Genomic DNA, 18,631 nt, shown 5'->3' with positions numbered 1-18,631 from the left:
CCCGGCTCAGACCACGTTGCCCTGGTCCATCTCGCGTCCGCCCGCTGCCCGGCGCCGGATCTCCTCGAGCGCATCACCGAGTTCTTCGGCATCGCCTCCGGCCAGACTCTGCGCCAGACTCATCAACGCGGTGACGAATGCCGAGTCCGGATCGGGCAGCGCGGCCGACATGGCGGCGGTCATCTCGGCCAGCGCCTGGAAGGTGACCGTGACCCCGTCCCGGCTCAACGCCGTGCCGTCGGGCGAACGCAGTGCCGCGGCCGCCACCAACGCGGGCAGCGGCTGATCCTCCTGAGCCGACGTACCGGCCGCCGCACGCTCCTCGTCCGTGGCGATCGAGATGTCGCCGACCACGATCTGCGGGTCGGCGCAGATCTCCTCGAGCACGCGAAGATAGCGGCGAGCATGCCGGTCGATCGTCGCCTCGTCGAAAAGATCTGTGGCGTAAACGAACTCACCACGCATCGGGGCGCCGTGATCGGTCACACCGGCATCTCCCGGCAGCAGCGTCAGCTGCAGATCGACCTTGGCCGCGACCAGTTCCTCCGAGAGCGGAGAGATCTCCAGGCCGGCCAGCTCGACCACCGGGAACTCCAGATTCTGGAAGGCGAACATCGCCTGGAACACCGGATTGAACGACGCACTGCGCGCGATGCCGAGTTCGGCCACCACCGACTCGAACGAGACGTCGGTGTGCGCCATGTCGGCAAGATCGTTGCTACGGACCCGTTCGATGAGACCGGAGAACGGTTCGGCCGGATCGATCTCGGTGCGCAGAGCCAGCGTGTTGACGAACATTCCCACGATGTCGTCGAGGGCGGGCATCGAGCGCCCCGCGTACGGGGTCCCGATGACAACGTCGTTACGTCCGCTCAGTCGGGTCAGCAGGATCGCCAGTGCCGCATGGGTGACCATGAACAGGGTCGTGTTGCGCGCGCGAGCGATGCCTTCGAGAGCGTTGACGAGCCGGGCCGGGATCTCGAATCCGACACGCGCACCGCCGAATGTGGGCACGGCCGGACGGGGCCGGTCGCTGGGCAGGTCGAGACGCTCGGGCGCCCCCGCCAGACGGTGCTTCCAGTAGGCCATCTGCCGGTCGCGTTCCGGTACCCCGTCGTCGTCGCGCATGGCCAGACGCTCGGCCTGCCACTGCACGTAGTCGGCGTACTGGACCCGCAGCGGCTGCCATGACGGCGCATGGCCCGCGGCCCGGGCCGAGTACGCGGCCATGAAGTCGCGCGCGAGCGGTCCGAGCGACGAGCCGTCGCCGCCTATGTGATGGATGACGAACACCATCACGTGCTCGGCCGGACCGACACGGAGAAGCGCCAGCCGCATAGGCGGCGCGGTGACCACGTCGAAACCCTTGCCGGTGATCTCGGCGATCGCCGCGTTCAGCGGTCCGCGCACGTCGATCGGGGTGAGTTCGAGTCCTGCCACCACCTCGTCGGCGGGGCGGATCACCTGGGTGGGCATCCCGTCGATCATCGGGTAGCTGGTGCGCAGCACCTCCTGACGGCGGATCAAGTCACCGGCGGCGGCCCGCAGAGCACCGAGATCGAGGTCGCCGACCAGGCGTAGCGCGAACGCGATGTTGTAGGCGGCCGAATCGGGATCGGCCCGGTTGAGCAGCCACATTCCGCGCTGCGCATCCGACACGGGCACGAGCTCGGCCCGCTGCCGGGCGACCAGCGGTGGCATGATGTGGCCCGCGGTCAGCGTTCCGATGGCCTCGGACATGCCGGCAACGCTGGGCGCCTCGAAGAGCGTCTTCACCGGAACCGGACGCCCGATCACATTGGACAGCGCCGCCGCGAGCTTGGTGGCCGACAGTGAGTTGCCGCCGAGTTCGAAGAACCCGTCGTGGACGCTGACCCGCTCAAGTCCGAGCGTCTGCGCGAACACGTCGGCGATGACACTTTCGAGCTGGGTGCGCGGCGCGACGAAGTCGGTCACCCGCGTGAAGTCGGCGGTCGGCAGCTTCGAACGGTCGATCTTGCCGACCGGGGTCAGCGCGAACTCGTCGACCACGACCACCGACTGCGGCACCATGTGCGAAGGCAGCGACTGCGCCGCGAAGTCGATCACGTCGTCGGGGAAGAGCGTGCTGCCCTTGACCGGGGTCACATACGACACCAGGACCGTCGCACCGGCCGGACCGGGCACACCCATGCTCAGCGAGTTGGCCACACCCGGATACGTGTTGAGCACCGCGTCGACCTCGCCCGGTTCCACGCGCATCCCGCGGACCTTCATCTGGAAGTCGCCGCGGCCGTGGTAGACGAGCCTGCCGTCGGCCAGCCGCCGCACCCGGTCGCCGGTCCGGTACATCCGCGTGCCCGACCCGAACGGATCGGCCACGAATCGCTCGGCAGTGAGCTGCATACGATTGAGGTAACCGAGAACCACCTGATCACCGGTCAGATACAGCTCCCCGATCACTCCGGTGGGCGTGGGCCGCAGACCGACATCGAGCACCATCGCACCGATCCCCGCCGGCGCCCGGCCGATCGTCACCTCCTCGGTGGTGGTCATCGGGCCGATGTAGGTGGCGAACACCGTGGCCTCGGTGGGTCCGTAGGCGTTGTAGAAGCGGCGGCCGGCGTCGGTCCAGGTGCGCACCAGATCCGGCGAGCACGGCTCACCGCAACTGACCACGACCTGCACCGAGGGCACCTGCTCCGGCGCCACCGTGGACAGCGCCGACGGTGTCATCACCACATGGGTGGCCTCGTGCGCGGCGATGAGCGCCTCGAGTTCCTGACCGCCGTAGGTGTAGCGGTCGGCGACGACGAACGGCTCGTCGGTGGACAAGGCCATCAGGAGTTCGGCGATCCACACGTCGAAGCTGGTCGACACCACGTGCAGAACACGCGAGGACCGGGTGACGCCGAAGATCTCGACGCACCGTTCGGCCAGGTTCTGCAACCCGCGATTGGGGACGACCGTGGCCTTCGGCGTACCCGTGGACCCGGACGTGTAGATCAGGTAGGCCGGGTCGTCCGGCAGCGGCAGGCGGCGCAACTCCGCGTCGTCGATGGGGGTCTCGCGGTGACCGGCGAGCCTCAGCTCGCACACGCTGTCGTCGAGCACGATCCAGTCGAGCCCGCCGGCACCGGCCGCACCGGTCGCCGTGGTGGTGATACCGATCGCCGACCGCGAGTCCGCGAGCATCGTCTCGCGGCGATCGGCGGGGAACTCGGGGTCGATGCTGACGAACGCGGCACCGGTCTTGATCACTGCCACCGCCGCGATCACCGACAGGTGAGAACGTGGAATCGACAGTGCGACAACATCTCCCGGACCGAGACCGACGGCGAGCAGTTCGCGCGCAAGCTGATTGCTCTGCATGTCGAACAACTCGTTGCTCACGGTGGTGGCACCGGTGACCGCGGACCGCTGCGCATCAGCGGCCGCGAGCGCACCGATCACGAACTCGCGCAACGTGCCCGGTGTGGCCCCGGGCGCATGGCCGGTCAGAGCCGTGATCTCGCCGGCGGGAAGGATATCGATCGAGCCGAGCGGGCGGCCCGGATCGGCGATCATCGCCTCGATCGTCGCTGCCAGGTACGCCGCGATCCGCTCGACCGTCGAACGTTCGAAAAGGTCTGTGGAGTACGAGAATTCGAGCTCGATGCGGTCGCTTTCGGCACCGGCTCCGTCAGTGCCGTCGTCGCGGAACTGAACCGCGGAGACACTCAGGTCGTACTTGGCGGCGGGAACGCGGGCGTCGAGAACCTCGACGCCCTCGGTGCGCAGCGCCCGATGGTGGTCGGTGGTCATCGTGAAGATGGCCTGCACCAACGGGCTATGCGCCAGCGTCCGGTGGGTTGCCACGGCGTCGACCACCTGCTCGAACGGCGCCTGCGAATGCTCCAGCGCCCGCGTGCGCACCCGGCCGGCCTCACGCAGGAAACCGGCCACCGTCTGCCCCGGCCGGACCTGAGTGCGCAGCACAACCGTGTTGACGAACATGCCGATGAGCGCTGCCGTCTCGGGCTCGTCGCGGCCCGCGACAGCGGTGCCGATCGAGATATCGCCACTGTCACCGAGCCGGGAGAACACCGCGGCGAGCGCGGCATGCAGGACCGTGAACGGGGTGACGTCGTGCGCCCGCGCAAGGGCACGCACCCCGGCGGCCGTCGTGCCGTCGAGCACCGTGTCGACGAACGCTCCGACACCGGTGGGGATATGCGGACGGGGATGGTCGGCGGGCAGGCTCAGCAGCTCCGGTGCACCGGCCAGTTCATCGGCCCAGAACACCAGTTCCTTGTTCAGCCTCGATGTCTCGTCGTCGGGTGCTCCGAGGACATCACGCTGCCACAGCGCGTAGTCGGCGTACTGGACGGGCAATGGCAGCCAGAGCGGGACCTGACCCGCCAGCCGGGAGGCGTAGGCGGTCATCAGGTCGGTGATCAGCGGTTCGAGCGACGCGCCGTCACCGGCGATGTGATGCAGCACGATCGCCAGCACATTGTCTGTGACCACACCGGCCTCGACCACCTGGAGGACCAGGAACCGGACCGGGAGTTGGGTGGCGACGTCGAAACCGACCATGACCTCGGTGCTCAACGCGGAATCGAGTTCTGCCGACGACACCTTGCGCACCGACAGCGCCGTCTCCGCGACGGCCGCCTCCACCGGAACGATCTCCTGCAGCGGCTCACCGTCGACGGCGGGGAAACGGGTGCGCAACGACTCGTGCCGGGTGACCACGTCGGTCACCGCCGAACGCATCGCGTCGATGTCGACGTCGGAGCCAAGCCTGACCGCGCCCGGCATGTTGTAGGTGGCCGCGGAAGGATCCATCCGGTTGATGAACCACAGCCGGGTCTGCGGATACGACAGCGGGATCCGCTCGGGGCGCAGGGCCGCACGGAGCGGTGGTCGGTCGTCCGCACGCTCGGCGTTGTCGATGGCTGCTGCGAGCTCGCCGATGTCGACGCTGTCGAACACCTCGTTCAGGGCGACCGCGGAACCGAACTCCTTGCGGACCCGGGCGGCGAGCCTGGCCGCGGTGAGCGAATCGGCACCGAGAGAGAAGATGTTGTCACGCAGGCCTATGCGCTCGACATCGAGGAGTTCGGACAACAATGACACCAGACGGAGCTGGGTGGGTGTCGTCGGCTCCACGAACGGTACCGAGTCGTCGGTGGTGAACATCGGATCCGGCAGCGCGGACCGGTCGAGCTTGCCCGATGAATTGACCGGGAACTCGTCCAGCACGACGACCACCGCGGGCACCATGTAGCGAGGCAGGTGCCGACGGCACCAGCGCAGCAGCGACGCCGACAGATCCTCGTCAACAGTGGTCCACGGATTGGGCCGCACGTACGCGACGAGTGTGGGTGCGCCCAGGTCGGTACGGACCACCACGACAGCGCTGTCGACCCGGCCCTCGCCGAGCAGAGTCGCCTCGATCTCGCCGAGCTCGACCCGCTGGCCACGGATCTTGACCTGGAAGTCGGTGCGGCCCAGGTAGTCCAGATCGCCGTCGGCGTTCCACCGGACCAGATCGCCGGTCCGGTACATCCGCTCACCCGACACGAACGGGTCGGCGACAAACCTGTCGGCCGTGAGCGACTCCTGATTGACGTAGCCGTCGGCCAACTGCGCACCGGCCAGATACAGTTCGCCGGCGACACCGACCGGCACCTGCCGCAGCCGCGCGTCAAGAACGTACGTACGCGTGTTGGGAACCGGGGCACCGATGGGAATGGCGTGCTCGTCACCGTTGACCTCGTACCCGGTCACCTCGACCGAGGCCTCGGTGGGACCGTACAGGTTGATCAGCCGGACATCGGACTCGGCGACCACACGTCGGGCCAGCGGCGCCGGCAGTCCCTCGCCGGAGGTGAAGACCCGGCGCACGCCCGGCGGCAGGATCTGCGTGCCCGGCTCGACGGCGTCGACGAAGACGTCGAGCATCGACGGCACGAAATGGACGTTGGTCACCGACTTGGCGCTGAGCACCGTCCGCAGGTATTCCGGGTCACGGTGGCCGCCCGCGCGGGCGATCACCATCCGAGCACCCACCTGTAGCGGCCAGAAAAGCTCCCACACCGAGACGTCGAAGGTGAACGGGGTCTTGTACAGCACCGAGTCGCCGGCATCGATCGGGTAACGGTCCTGCATCCAGGCGAGCCTGTTGGCCACGCCGGCCACCGGCACCCCGACACCCTTGGGGACACCGGTCGAGCCCGAGGTGAAGATCACGTAGGCGTTCGCTCCGAGCGGCAGCGCGGGCGAGGTGACCTCGACCGGATCGGATCCGTATGCAGCGGGATCGGCCTGCAGGCCGACCTTCGTCAGGTAGTCGGCGTCGATGACCAGAGCGGGCTGCGCGGTCTCCAGGACCAGTGAGCGCCGGCCGTCCGGCGAGGCCGGATCGATCGGCACATAGGCGCCGCCGACGGTGAGGACCGCGTAGATGGCTGCGACCTGCTCGATCCCACGATCGAGGACGACAGCCACCCGGTCGGCGGGCCGGACACCGTCGTCCGCGAGGTGCGCTGCCAGTTCCCGCCGCAGCCCGTCGAACTGCGCATAGGTCCAGTCGTGGGTGTCATCGCTGATCGCGACTCGGTCAGGATGCTCGGCCACCCGCGCCGAGAACAGCCCGAGCAGCCCGTCGGGCGAGAACTGCCGGTCAGTCCACTGCCGCTCGGCACCAGTGGCGAGTTCGGTCAGATCCGCGCTCTCGCCGGGCAGCAGGATGTCGACGTCAATGACGTCGGCGTCCAGGTCATCGAGTAGCCGTCCCACGAACGCCAGGAATCGCCGGTGGTGGGTGCTGATCTCCTCTATCGAATACAGATGCGGGTTGCCGTGCAGGTCGACCACCAGTTCGGCGCCCTTACTCGCCTGGTACAGGTTGATGAGCAGGTCTTCGAGGATCCCTGAGGTGAGAATCCGGTAGTCGACGCTCGCACCCTCGATCTCGATGGGTTCGTCGAAAAAGACCATGTTGATCCGCGGCCCGAATCCCACAGAACTGCCGTCCATGTCGGCGTCCCGTTTGATGTCGTCCGAGCGGTAGCGCTGATGCCGCAGCGCACCCGTCAGCTCCAGTTGAGCTGCGGCGACCAGGTCACGCACGGTTCGCGTACTCACATCCCGGACACGGACCGGGAGGATGTTCGACAGCATTCCACCCGACCGCTTGATCTTGGCTGTCGAGCGTCCGGTGACGGGCAAGCTCATCACGATATCGTCCGCGCCGCTCATCCTCGAGAGGAAGGCGGCGAAAGCCGCAGTCAGCACCACGGCCATAGAGGAGCCGCATTCCTTGGCGACAGTCTCGAGGCGGACCTGCAGGACAGGATCAAGAGCCCCTCCTGCAACCACGTTGTCGAATGACAGCGGTGCGTTGCCGCTGACCCGCGCCAGAGTGACGCGCTCGGGGAGATCCTGCACGCGGCTCAGCCAGTGCTTACGATCCGTTTCCCTGCGGCCGCTGGACTGGTATGCCTTCTCGTACTCAACGATCTCCGCCATGTCGGCAGCGGGCCGGGAGACCGGTTCCTCGCCGCGGCGAAGTGCGTTGTAGCGGTCGACGATGCGCTGTACCACGGTCAGTGCGGCATACCCGTCGACGATGATGTGGTGGCTTCGCTGGTACCAGAAGGTCCGGTCGTCGGCCACACGGATCAGTACGATCACCACGAACTGATCGGAAAGCAGATCGACAGGCTGCCGGTACTCGGTGTTCATCCAGGCGAGCGCGGTGGCCACCGGATCGGCCTCGCCGCGCAGGTCCTTGATCTCGACATGCTGGTCGAAGTCGACATCGACGTACTGCATGGGTACGCCATCGACCTCGGTCAACCGCACGAACGGCGACTCGATCTGCTTACCAACCTCCTCGCAGACCCCAGCGAGGAGGTCCACATCCAGGCCGCCGGGATCGTGGCGGATGTCCAGGTACTGGGCGATGTTGACCGAGTAGTCGGGCGAGAGATTCTCGGCAAACCACATGCCGCGTTGCGCAGGTGTCAGCGGCAGCGTGCCGTTCACCACGTCGCGGTCTCCGTTTGCCCCAGCCATCGGACTCAACCCTCCTCGCTACCTCTCTCCGCCATCACCCGTTGCGGATATCACCCCGCAACGGTGTGCAGGAGGCGCCGCAGACTTCCCTTCGAACCCCGACCCATCGGACAGTGTAGGGGCTGTCTCGCCCGATGACGTCGCCGCATCTCGCCATGCATGTGCATTTCGAGACGGCCGACAAGCACGTTACAACCAGTCACAGACATCGGGCGCATCTGCGGAGCCGCGCCCAGCCCATCGGGCCATTCTGTCATCCACTAGGTGTCCCCGGCACCGAAGTCGGGTACAGGCGACCGCACCCACAGGGCTGACCAGGCCATATTGCCGCCGCCTTCCCTCAGGTTCGGCCGTATGACCGACACGCCACGTCGCCTCGTCCGTCGGTTGTACCGGGACGATCCGGGCATCGTCGCACCGTTACCTGACCGTACCGGCGCGCACCCGGGCCGCGCGCATCTTTCGAGACCGTATGCTCTGAGATGACGGTCATCTCGTCAGATTCTCGTACACACCAGGAGCAGCATGACCCACGCCGACCGGCCAGCTCGCGACCGCGAGGGCGCACTCGCGTCCCCCGGCGGTGGTCGCACTCCGGCCGCCCAGCCCGCACATCGAGCCGATGGCGGCGCACCATCGTCCCCCGGGCTGCGGTACAGGCGTGGCAGCGAGGTTCCGGCAGCGCCCGCCGGCGGCGATGCGCTGGGCCGGCCCGACGCGAACGGTTCGATCGCACCCGGTTCCGGGGCGCTGCCACGCATGCTCGGGCCGACGGGTACCCACGACCCGGACATCACCGACATCCTGCCGGTGGTGCGGGCCGTTCGGCCACCCGCCAGGCACCAGCTTCCGACGCCGGCCGGAACACGTATCGGCGCGCGGCCGGCCTCCGAGGCTCCCCCGGCGATCGAGGCCGTGGGCCTGCGCAAGCTCTTCAAGGACTTCGTCGCCGTCGACGACGTCAGCCTGGTGGTCCCCACCGGCAGCATCCTGGCCCTGCTCGGCCCCAACGGTGCCGGCAAGACCACCACCGTCAACATGCTGTGCACTCTCCTCAAACCCGATGGCGGCCACGCGGTGGTCGCCGGGCACGACATCGGCAAGGAGGCCGCGCAGGTCCGCCGGTCGATTGCGCTGACCGGCCAGTTCGCGTCGCTGGACGAATCGCTCACCGGCCGCGAGAACCTCGTCCTGTTCGGCAGGCTTCTGGGCCTGAAGAAGAAGGAGGCCAAGCTCCGCGCCACTGAACTCCTCGAGCATTTCAACCTGGTGGAAGCGGCCGACAAACGGGTGCGCGACTACTCGGGCGGTATGCGCCGGCGGATCGACATCGCGTGCGGTCTGGTCACCTGGCCGAGTGTGGTGTTCCTGGACGAGCCGACCACGGGCCTCGATCCCCGTAGCCGCCAGGATGTGTGGTCGCTCATCGAGACCCTGCGCGACAACGGCGTCACCACCCTGCTGACGACCCAGTATCTCGAAGAAGCGGACATGCTGGCCGACAACATCGTGGTCATCGACCGCGGCAGGGTGATCGCCCAGGGCACTGCGAACGAGCTCAAGGCTCGCACGGGCAATGCGTACTGTGACGTCACACCCGAGTACGCCACCGAACTGCCACGGCTGCTGGCTACGCTGGCCGATCTGCTCGGACCCGATCACACACAGCCGCCCGGTCTCACCGTGTCGGTACCCGCCCCCGACGGGGCCGATACCCTCGTCGAGGTGGTTCGCCGGACCGCGGATGCCGGGATCCAACTCGCCGACATCACGTTGCGGCGCCCATCACTGGATGAGGTCTTCCTCTATCTCACCGATCCGAACACGGCAGGAAAGGATGCCCCGTGACAGCGGATACGGCCGCCGCCGCCGACGTCGACGCGCGGCTGGTCGGCGTCCGGACGCCACAGATCAGCCCTCTCGGACAGTGGCTGGCCCTGAGCCACCGCGGACTCATCCACGTGATGAAGAACGGCGAGGTGATCTTCGCCATCATCTCCCCGCTCCTGCTGGCCGTGTGCTTCTATGTGCCGCTGCGGCGCCTGATGGATGTCAGCGGCATCAACTACGCGCAGTTCCTGATGCCGATCATCCTGTTGCAGTCGATCGGTTTCACCGGATCGACCGCTGCGATGCGTGTCACGCTCGACATGGATCGTGGCATCTCGACGCGCTTCCGGGCGTTACCCATGCACAAGGCCGTACCGATGCTGGCCAGGGTGTCGACCAATCTGATCCTTCTGGTCCTGTCGATCATTTTCGCAACCGCCATCTGTCTGGTGATCGGCTGGCGGCCGCAAGGCGGTGTGATGGGTCTGGTCCTGCTGTATTCGTTCGCGATGATCGTCGGCATCGTGGTGAGCATGGTGGCCGACGGCATCGGCATGGTCGCGGGAACTCCGCAGGCCACCAGCCAGGTGATCGGTCTGCCACTGATGATCCTGAGCATGTGCTCATCCGGGTTTATTCCGCCCGAGCGCTTTCCCGAGTGGATTCAGCCGTTCGTCCGGAATCAGCCGGTGTCACAGATCACCAACGCGCTGCGCGCACTCGATGAGTACAACCTGAGCTGGTACCACATCGGTCCCGCCATCTGGTGGTGCGTCGGCCTCACGGCCGTTGCGTCGGTCCTGATCGCGATCGGCACGCGGAAGGCGGCGCTCGCACGATGACCTCACACTCTGTGACCCCCACGACCAAACTGCGCTCGCTCACGGCCGCCGAGGTCGGTGCCCCACCCGAGTGGAGCCTGCGCGGCTGGTGGGCACACTCGATGGTGCTCGCGGGACGGCAGTTCCTGATCTGGGCCCGCGAACCGTTCACCACCGTTCAGACCATCCTGATGCCTGCCTTGTCGATGGTGCTGATCAAGGTGGTCCTCGGCGACACCATCGGCCGCGCCACCGGGTTGAACAGCGTGTACGGCTCGGTGCCGATGATCATTCTCGTGGGTTCGATGTTCGGGTCGATGGCCACCGCCCTACGGCTGAACCAGGAAAGCACGGCGGGTCTGCTGAGCAGGCTGTACGTGATGCCGATTCACCGGGGCGCGGACCTGACGGCACGGATCATCGCCGAACTGGTCCGGATCCTGGTGACCACCCTCGTCCTGCTCGGAGTGGGATGTCTGCTCGGGTTCCGATTCGCCGAAGGGACGTGGACTGTCGTCGGCCTCGTCGGTATCGCCGTGCTGTACGGCGTGGCGTTCTCGGTGTTCATCATGGCACTGGCGGTCAACAGCCCCCCGGGCGCCTCAATGGTGCACTACGTCTCGCTGCTGTCCACGGTGCTGATGTTCTTCAATTCGGGATTCACCCCGGTCGACATGTATCCGGACTGGCTGCAGCCGATCGTCGAGTATCAACCGATGTCACCGGCGATCGATGTGATGCGCGGCCTGGCCCTGGGCGATCGTGCCATCGCCCATAAGCTCGTCATCGTGTTCATCTGGTCGGTCTCTTTGATCGTCGTCTTCATCTATCCGGCCATCCGCGGATACCGCAGAGCGGCCACCGCCCGCGGATAGAGCAGGATACCGGGCATATCAGACCGTTCAGTCCCTTGACAAGGTCACCCCGCACCCTTTGCCGCCCGCCGAACTGCGTTACTCTGTGCGGGTGACCTTGCGGCTGAGCCTGGTAATTCCCGTCTACAATGAAGAGCACTACATCGGCGCGTGTCTGGAAGCCGTCACCCGGCAGATCCGGCTGCCCGACGAGGTGATTGTCGTTGACAACGGATCGACCGACGCCTCACGGAGCGTGATCGACGGCTTCGTCGGCCGTCTGCAGATGACCGTCCTGTCCGAATCACGACAGGGCGCTATGTACGCGCGGGACGCCGGATTCGACGCCGCCACCGGCGAGGTCATCGGGCGTATCGACGCCGATACCCTTCTCGACCCGCACTGGTGCGAGCGCGTCGAGCAGTACATCGAGAGCGATCCCGAGCTCGACGCGATCGCCGGCAGCCAGTTCTTCTACGAACTGCCCTGGAAACGTCTGCAGGAACGCCAGCGCACTGCCGCGCTGGATACGTATATGAACACCGAACCGAGCGTCACCGACGCGCTGTCGGGAAACAACATGGCGATCCGGAAGACCGCCTGGGAGAAGGCCAAGCCGCACCTGGTGGGCAGGGCCGACCTACACGAGGACATGGACCTGTCGATGGCGCTCAAGAAGTCGTCGGCCCTGTTGTGGTACGCCCCTCGCGTCTTCGCCGACGTGTCGGCCCGCAGGTTCCGGTCCTCACGCAAGGAACTGCTGCAGTACGGGCGCACCATGATGGACACGGCCGTGGCACACGACGACCAGGAACTCGTCAACGCACTCAAGAAGAACAAGTACGCCATCGGACTGAACTTCGCGATCCTGTGGGCCATCGAGCAGAACTACGACCCGGACAAGGACCGGATCGTGCCGTTCTTCCTCCGCAAGGACAAGAAGGAGCGGGTCTCACCGGTCGCCATTCCCTGATCCTGGAACCCGCAAGGCCACGAATCCGCATCGCCACCCGAATCACCGGACCTACCGGCCTCGGCATTCCCTTAGGATTGACGGATGACGCTTAGCCTGAGCCTGGTCCTGCCGGTATACAACGAAGAGGAGGGCGTGGCCGCCTGCCTTGACTCAGTGGTAGCCCAAACCAGGCCCGTCGATGAGGTGGTCATCGTCGATAACAATTCGACGGACGGTACCCGTGCCATCGTCGACAGCTACGCCGACCGACTTCCCCTCGTCGTGTTGAACGAAGCTCAGCAGGGCCTGATGTACGCCAGGACGACAGGACTCAACGCCGCGACCGGTGATGTCATCGGCCGGACCGACGGCGACGCCATCCTCCCTCCGGAATGGTGTGAGCAGGTCGTGCGGTTCATGGAAGCCAACCCCGAACTCGACGCCCTGACCGGACCGGTCCTGTTCCATGACAACCCCGGCGCCGCCAAGCAAGAACGCAGAATCAAGAAGATGTGGCCAAAACTGCTGGCAGCCCCTCCGGAGAAGGACACGTGGCCGTTGGCAGGCGGAAACAACGTCCTGCGAAAGCGTGCGTGGGAGGCCGTCAAACCACATCTAATCGGGCGGGCGAACCTGCACGAGGACATCGACATCGCCTGTGCAGCAGACAAGGTCGGCCTGAAAATGTGGTACTGCCACACCGTCTATGTGCTGGTGTCGGCGCGCCGCTTCAAGTCGCCGTTTGATGAGATCAAACCCTACATTCAGACCACACTGGACACGATCGAAGCTCACGGACTGAAGGATCGGGCCGAATGGTACAAGGGGCAGATGCCACAGGTCACCAAGAGCTTCCGGCTGCTGTGGCTCATCCAGCACAACTACAACCCCGAGACCAAACGCTTTGTACCGTTCTTCCTCATGCGCAACAAGGAATCACGCGTCTCCCCACTCGCCGACTGATCCGTGGAAGCACGACGCCGCCTCCGTGCATGCATCGAATGCAGATGCGCTGAGGCGGCGTCGGATTCGCCCAATGGCCGATCTACCCCCATGACCGATCTACTCGGTGAAGCTTCCCAGGCCGGCCTGGATCAGTCCGACGGTCCGTTCCTGGTGCTTGGTGAAGTGGAAGTTCTGGAAGTACAGTCGCTCACCACCGAGGAATTGGTGCGGGCTGGCGACCCTCACCTTGAGCGCCACACCCTGCGGTACGTTGTTGGCCACATACGAGAAGCCCGTACGGCCCGGACGGCGCATCGGGTACCCGACATAGCGCGCATCCTTGACGTAACGCCCGGTGGCGGTCGTGATATATACCCGGGGTGCCCGGTAGTTGTTGCCCTTGGTCCACACAGTGATGTTCACGGCGTTGGTGACGGGCCCGTAGTTGTTTCCACCGGGCTGCCAACGCGGATAGGCATCTGCCTGCCCGGCGACGGCTCCCGCCACCCCCGCCGACAGGACGAGCGCCAGCAGCGCCACTGACAGTTTTCTGATCATCATCATTCCTTCCGTATGCCGGGCTCTCAGTACTCTTAGACAGCGTGCCGCGTCGAGTCCCGGCGACTATCGCCATGGTAGCGACTACACCGAGTGGCCATCGGGTCGCCGCAGGCCCCCACTCTCTATCGGTCTGTGCGAGGTCACTTGTTACTTGAGACCGGCGAGGCGGGTCGCAGGTGCGCTCAGATCACGCAGACCAGCAGTTTGCCGATGCTTACACGAACACCTGGGCACTCGTACTAGAATCCGGTGCGCAGCGAATATCACACCAGGTATCCGCATCATTTTGGATGGAGAGAACCCTTGTCACAGCACCCGAGACACCACCACAATCGCGATCCCCTCGGTAATCTCCTGGACCTCTTCGGTTTCTCCTTCGGGAGCGCCACACCCACGCTGACCATCAAACCCGGGATCTAGTCCGGACCCAGGGTTTGACCCCGACGGTGTCGGGAGGCCGGAGCCGTTGATCGATCCGATACTGATGCTATGACCGATCTACGGCTCGATAGGCGCTTTGCCGCCGCACTCACCCCGCTCACAGCCCAGCAGCGGGCCGACCTCGTCGGGACCCTCGGCAGCGCGATGCACGAGGGCCTCGACCCCGACGACGACTTCGTCGCCACAATGGTCGCACTGCGCCGCGGTGAGTGCGGCAGGGACGACCTGCTCGCCAAGTGGCGGCGCGGCAGCTGACGCGCGGCCGTGTTCCGGCAACGCAAGGCCCGTGCCGCGTGGGAGGCCACGTTCATCCCGGGTACCTACATCCTGGCCAACAAGCTCGGTATCACCGATGCCCGGCAATTGCAGCGCGCCGAGTTCGAACTGGCCACCGACGCCGAACTGCGCGTACTCGACGGGTCGACGCGCATCCCCGCGACGTACGATTTCGACCACCTCAAGGCCCTGCATCGGGCACTCGCCGGTGACATCTATCCGTGGGCCGGGCAATGCCGCATCTACGAGCTGGGCCGCGGCAGCGTCTCGTTCGCCCCTACACACGTCATCGACCGCCAGCTGGCCACGATGGCCCGGTTCGTCCGGAAGCAACCTTGGGCGGAGCTGGGGCACGACGAGACCGCGCAGGTGCTTGCGCACGTATACGCGCGGCTCAACTACGCGCACCCGTTCCGCGACTGCAACGGACGCGCCGGCAAACTCCTGGTGCGGCTCCTGGCCCGCGAACACGGCTGGGAGCTCGACTACTCGCGGGTGCCGATCGCCGACTGGATCCACGGTTCGCGGCTGAGTCTGCCCGACCCGAGCGCGGTATCCACCTGGGCCGGGCCGGCAGAGCCCGATCCGGCCTACCTGGTCCCGGCCTTCCACCGCGCACTCATCGAACCGCCCTGGTAACACGGCAAAGCGGCCCACCCCCAACCGGGGACGGGCCGCTTTGTGGCTTTGCGAGGGGCCTACTTGGCCTTCTCCAGCACCTCGACGAGGCGCCAGTGCTTGGTCGCCGACAGCGGACGGGTCTCCATGATCCGCACGCGGTCACCGACGCCGGCATCGCCGTTCTCGTCGTGTGCCTTGACCTTGCTCGTGGTCCGGATGATCTTGCCGTAGAGCGGGTGGCTCTTGCGATCTTCCAGCTCGACCACGATGGTCTTCTGCATCTTGTCGCTGACGACGTAACCGATGCGCTCCTTGCGGCGGTTACGAACCTCAGCAGCCTGGGTTTCGGTCACGTTCTGGTCCTCACTCATGCGTCGTCACCGTCCGGCCCGGCCGCAAGGCCGAGTTCGCGCTCACGCATCACGGTGTAGATCCGGGCGATCTCACGACGCACGGTCCGCAGCCGACGATTGTTGTCGAGCTGGCCGGTGGCCATCTGGAAACGAAGGTTGAACAGCTCTTCCTTCGACTCCTTCAGACGGTCGACCAGATCGGTGTCGGTGAGGTCACGCAGCTCAGCTGCTGCCACTCCCAGTCCCATCAGAACTGCTCCTCTCTGGTGACGATCCTGGTCTTGATGGGGAGCTTGTGCTGCGCGCGACGCAGGGCCTCGCGAGCGATCTCCTCATTGGGGTAGGTCATCTCGAACAGCACCCGACCCGGCTTGACCGGGGCGACCCACCACTCGGGCGAACCCTTACCCGAACCCATGCGGGTTTCGGCCGGCTTCTTGGTGAGCGGGCGGTCCGGGAAGATGTTGATCCAGACCTTGCCGCCACGCTTGATGTGCCGGTTGATGGCGATACGAGCGGACTCGATCTGCCGGTTGGTGATGTAGGCGCCTTCGAGCGCCTGGATGCCGTAGTCACCGAAGGTGACCTTGGTGCCACCCGATGCCTGGCCCTTCAGGCTGGGGTGGTGCTGCTTGCGGTGCTTGACCCGGCGAGGGATCAACATGGGCTAGCCCTCCTGCTTCTCGGTGCCCGCGCCGGCAGGAACCTCGGCCGGAGCCTCGGCGGCGCGACCCGCCTCGGTGCTGGTGGCCGTGGTGCCCGACGAACCGCTGCGACGCGGCCGGCTGGGGCGACGGGGACGACGGTCTTCCGAGGCCGGAGCGGCAGCGGAAAGCTCGCGGCGTCCGCCGACGATGTCGCCCTTGTAGATCCACACCTTCACTCCGATACGGCCGAAGGTGGTCTTGGCCTCGTAGAGTCCGTAGTCGATGTCGGCGCGCAGCGTATGCAGCGGCACGCGTCCCTCGCGGTAGAACTCGCTCCGGCTCATCTCGGCGCCGCCGAGGCGACCCGAGCACTGGACCCGGATGCCCTTGACGTTCGGCTGACGCATCGCCGACTGGATGGCCTTGCGCATCGCGCGACGGAACGCCACACGGTTGCTCAGCTGCTCGGCGACACCCTGGGCCACGAGCTGGGCCTCGGACTCGGCGTTCTTGACCTCGAGGATGTTGAGCTGAACCTGCTTGCCGGTCAGCTTCTCCAGGTCGCCACGGATCCGGTCGGCCTCGGCGCCGCGGCGGCCGATGACGATGCCCGGGCGGGCGGTGTGGATGTCGACGCGGACCCGGTCACGGGTGCGCTCGATCTCCACCTTGGCGATGCCGGCCCGCTCAAGTCCCTGCGAGAGGAGCTTGCGGATGGCGACATCCTCTTTCACGTACTCCGCGTACTGCTTGTCGGCGTACCACCGCGACTTCCAGTCGGTGGTGATGCCCAGACGGAAGCCGTGCGGGTTGATTTTCTGGCCCACTACTAGGCTCCCTTCTTCTTCGGCTGGCGCGAACGGGCGCGGCCCGCGGTTGCCTTCTCCGGCAGCGACTCCACGACCACGGTGATGTGGCTGGTGCGCTTACGGATCCGGAACGCACGCGGCTGGAACCGCTTGAGCGTCGGGCCCTCGTCGGCGAACGCCGTGTTGACCACGAGGGTCCGGCGGTCGACACCGAGGTTGTTGGTGGCGTTGGCGACGGCACTCGCGAGCACCTTGTACACCGGGTCGGACGCCGACTGCGGGGCGAACCGCAGGATGTCGAGCGCTTCGTCGACGTCCTTTCCGCGGATCAGGTCCAGCACGCGACGAGCCTTCATCGGCGTGACGCGCACGAAGCGCGCCGTCGCCTGGGCGGTCGGGTTTTCAGTCTGTGTGCTCATGGTTACCGGCGCTTCGCTTTCCGGTCATCCTTGATGTGACCCTTGAACGTGCGGGTGGGCGCGAACTCGCCCAGCTTGTGACCGACCATGTTGTCCGAGATGAACACCGGCACGTGCTTGCGACCGTCGTGGACGGCGAAGGTGTGACCGATGAAGTCGGGGATGATGGTCGAGCGGCGCGACCAGGTCTTGATGACCTGCTTGGTGCCCTTTTCGTTCTGGGCGTCCACCTTCGCAAGGAGGTGGTCGTCGACGAACGGGCCCTTCTTGAGGCTGCGTGGCATTCTCTAACTCCCTCCTGTGCTTATCGCTTGTTCTTGCCGGTGCGACGACGCCGGACGATCAGCTTGTCGCTGGCCTTGTTCTTACGGGTACGGCCTTCAGGCTGTCCCCAGGGGCTGACCGGGTGGCGACCACCGGAGGTCTTGCCCTCACCACCGCCGTGCGGGTGGTCGACCGGGTTCATGACCACACCACGGACGGTGGGGCGCTTGCCCTTCCACCGCATGCGGCCGGCCTTGCCCCAGTTGATGTTGGACTGCTCGGCGTTGCCCACCTCGCCGACGGTGGCGCGGCAGCGCACGTCGACACGGCGGATCTCACCGGAAGGCATACGCAGCGTGGCGTAGGGGCCTTCCTTGCCCAGCAGCTGGATCGAGGCACCGGCGCTGCGGGCCATCTTGGCCCCGCCGCCCGGACGCAGCTCGACGGCGTGCACCTGGGTACCGGTGGGGATGTTGCGCAGCGGCAGGTTGTTGCCGGGCTTGATGTCGGCGCCGGGTCCGGATTCGACGACGGCGCCCTGGTTCAGGCCCTTGGGTGCGATGATGTACCGCTTCTCGCCGTCGACGTAGTGCAGCAACGCGATCCGCGCGGTGCGGTTGGGGTCGTACTCGATGTGAGCGACCTTGGCGTTGACGCCGTCCTTGTCGTTACGACGGAAATCGATGACACGGTAGGCGCGCTTGTGGCCGCCACCCTGGTGACGGGTGGTGATGCGACCGTGCGCGTTACGGCCACCGCGGCCGTGCAGCGGGCGGACCAGCGACTTCT

At 66.2% G+C, this 18,631-nt stretch carries 16 protein-coding genes; 7 read left to right on the top strand and 9 right to left on the bottom strand.

Translation table 11 applies throughout. The features are described 5' to 3' along the window. Positions 1-6 precede the first annotated feature (6 nt). Positions 7-8,046: a non-ribosomal peptide synthetase gene (locus tag Q0627_RS09975; RefSeq protein WP_291011844.1), complete on the bottom strand. Its 8,040-nt coding sequence runs from the start codon at positions 8,044-8,046 to the stop codon at positions 7-9. Positions 8,047-8,571: 525 nt separating this feature from the next. Between Q0627_RS09975 and Q0627_RS09970 the strand changes: the two genes are divergently transcribed. From Q0627_RS09970 to Q0627_RS09950, 5 genes are all read left to right on the top strand, one after another. Continuing rightward, positions 8,572-9,894 (top strand): ATP-binding cassette domain-containing protein, encoded by a 1,323-nt coding sequence (locus Q0627_RS09970; protein WP_291011842.1) that lies wholly within the window; start codon positions 8,572-8,574, stop codon positions 9,892-9,894. Continuing rightward, complete coding sequence (locus tag Q0627_RS09965) at positions 9,891-10,718, top strand: ABC transporter permease (protein ID WP_291011839.1); 828 nt, start codon at positions 9,891-9,893, stop codon at positions 10,716-10,718. The genes Q0627_RS09970 and Q0627_RS09965 overlap by 4 nt, the downstream gene beginning before the upstream one ends. Beyond that, positions 10,715-11,572, top strand: a complete 858-nt coding sequence (locus tag Q0627_RS09960) for an ABC transporter permease (RefSeq protein ID WP_291011837.1) — start codon at positions 10,715-10,717, stop codon at positions 11,570-11,572. Before Q0627_RS09965 ends, Q0627_RS09960 begins: the two co-directional genes overlap by 4 nt. A gap of 91 nt (positions 11,573-11,663) precedes the next feature. Then, positions 11,664-12,524 (top strand): glycosyltransferase family 2 protein, encoded by an 861-nt coding sequence (locus Q0627_RS09955; RefSeq protein WP_291011834.1) that lies wholly within the window; start codon positions 11,664-11,666, stop codon positions 12,522-12,524. An 84-nt stretch (positions 12,525-12,608) separates the two neighbouring features. Continuing rightward, positions 12,609-13,469 carry a glycosyltransferase family 2 protein gene (locus Q0627_RS09950; RefSeq protein ID WP_291011832.1) on the top strand — a complete coding sequence of 287 codons (861 nt, stop codon included), beginning with the start codon at positions 12,609-12,611 and terminating at the stop codon, positions 13,467-13,469. 99 nt (positions 13,470-13,568) lie between these two features. Here Q0627_RS09950 and Q0627_RS09945 read toward each other — a convergent pair whose 3' ends face one another. Then, a complete protein-coding gene (locus Q0627_RS09945) occupies positions 13,569-14,009 on the bottom strand; it encodes a hypothetical protein (RefSeq protein ID WP_291011829.1) in 441 nt (146 codons plus the stop codon). A 492-nt stretch (positions 14,010-14,501) separates the two neighbouring features. Between Q0627_RS09945 and Q0627_RS09940 the strand changes: the two genes are divergently transcribed. After that, positions 14,502-14,708, top strand: coding sequence for a hypothetical protein (locus Q0627_RS09940; RefSeq protein ID WP_291011827.1), 207 nt, complete (start codon positions 14,502-14,504; stop codon positions 14,706-14,708). Positions 14,709-14,717: 9 nt separating this feature from the next. Continuing rightward, positions 14,718-15,368, top strand: a complete 651-nt coding sequence (locus Q0627_RS09935; protein ID WP_291011824.1) for a Fic family protein — start codon at positions 14,718-14,720, stop codon at positions 15,366-15,368. Positions 15,369-15,427: 59 nt separating this feature from the next. On the opposite strand, the gene rpsQ is transcribed toward Q0627_RS09935, so the two are convergent. The 7 genes from rpsQ to rplB form a co-directional block, all read right to left on the bottom strand. After that, positions 15,428-15,721: a 30S ribosomal protein S17 gene (gene rpsQ / locus Q0627_RS09930; protein WP_291011820.1), complete on the bottom strand. Its 294-nt coding sequence runs from the start codon at positions 15,719-15,721 to the stop codon at positions 15,428-15,430. After that, entirely contained in the window at positions 15,718-15,951 is a 234-nt protein-coding gene (gene rpmC / locus Q0627_RS09925; RefSeq protein ID WP_005193589.1) for a 50S ribosomal protein L29, read from the bottom strand. Before rpmC ends, rpsQ begins: the two co-directional genes overlap by 4 nt. Continuing rightward, entirely contained in the window at positions 15,951-16,367 is a 417-nt protein-coding gene (rplP, locus tag Q0627_RS09920) for a 50S ribosomal protein L16 (RefSeq protein ID WP_005193588.1), read from the bottom strand. The genes rpmC and rplP overlap by 1 nt, the downstream gene beginning before the upstream one ends. A gap of 3 nt (positions 16,368-16,370) precedes the next feature. Then, positions 16,371-17,177 (bottom strand): 30S ribosomal protein S3, encoded by an 807-nt coding sequence (gene rpsC / locus Q0627_RS09915; RefSeq protein ID WP_291011816.1) that lies wholly within the window; start codon positions 17,175-17,177, stop codon positions 16,371-16,373. Positions 17,178-17,179: 2 nt separating this feature from the next. Beyond that, positions 17,180-17,578, bottom strand: coding sequence for a 50S ribosomal protein L22 (gene rplV / locus Q0627_RS09910; protein ID WP_298809420.1), 399 nt, complete (start codon positions 17,576-17,578; stop codon positions 17,180-17,182). Between the two features lie 2 nt (positions 17,579-17,580). Further along, complete coding sequence (rpsS, locus tag Q0627_RS09905; RefSeq protein ID WP_005193585.1) at positions 17,581-17,862, bottom strand: 30S ribosomal protein S19; 282 nt, start codon at positions 17,860-17,862, stop codon at positions 17,581-17,583. A 20-nt stretch (positions 17,863-17,882) separates the two neighbouring features. Further along, positions 17,883-18,631: 50S ribosomal protein L2 (rplB, locus tag Q0627_RS09900; RefSeq protein ID WP_298809413.1), on the bottom strand; the 749-nt coding region annotated here is incomplete at its 5' end.

The organism is uncultured Gordonia sp., from assembly GCF_937858515.1.
Lineage (GTDB): Bacteria > Actinomycetota > Actinomycetes > Mycobacteriales > Mycobacteriaceae > Gordonia.
The sequence above is the reverse complement of the archived record's forward strand: the minus strand, read 5'-3'. Positions and strand labels throughout refer to the sequence as shown.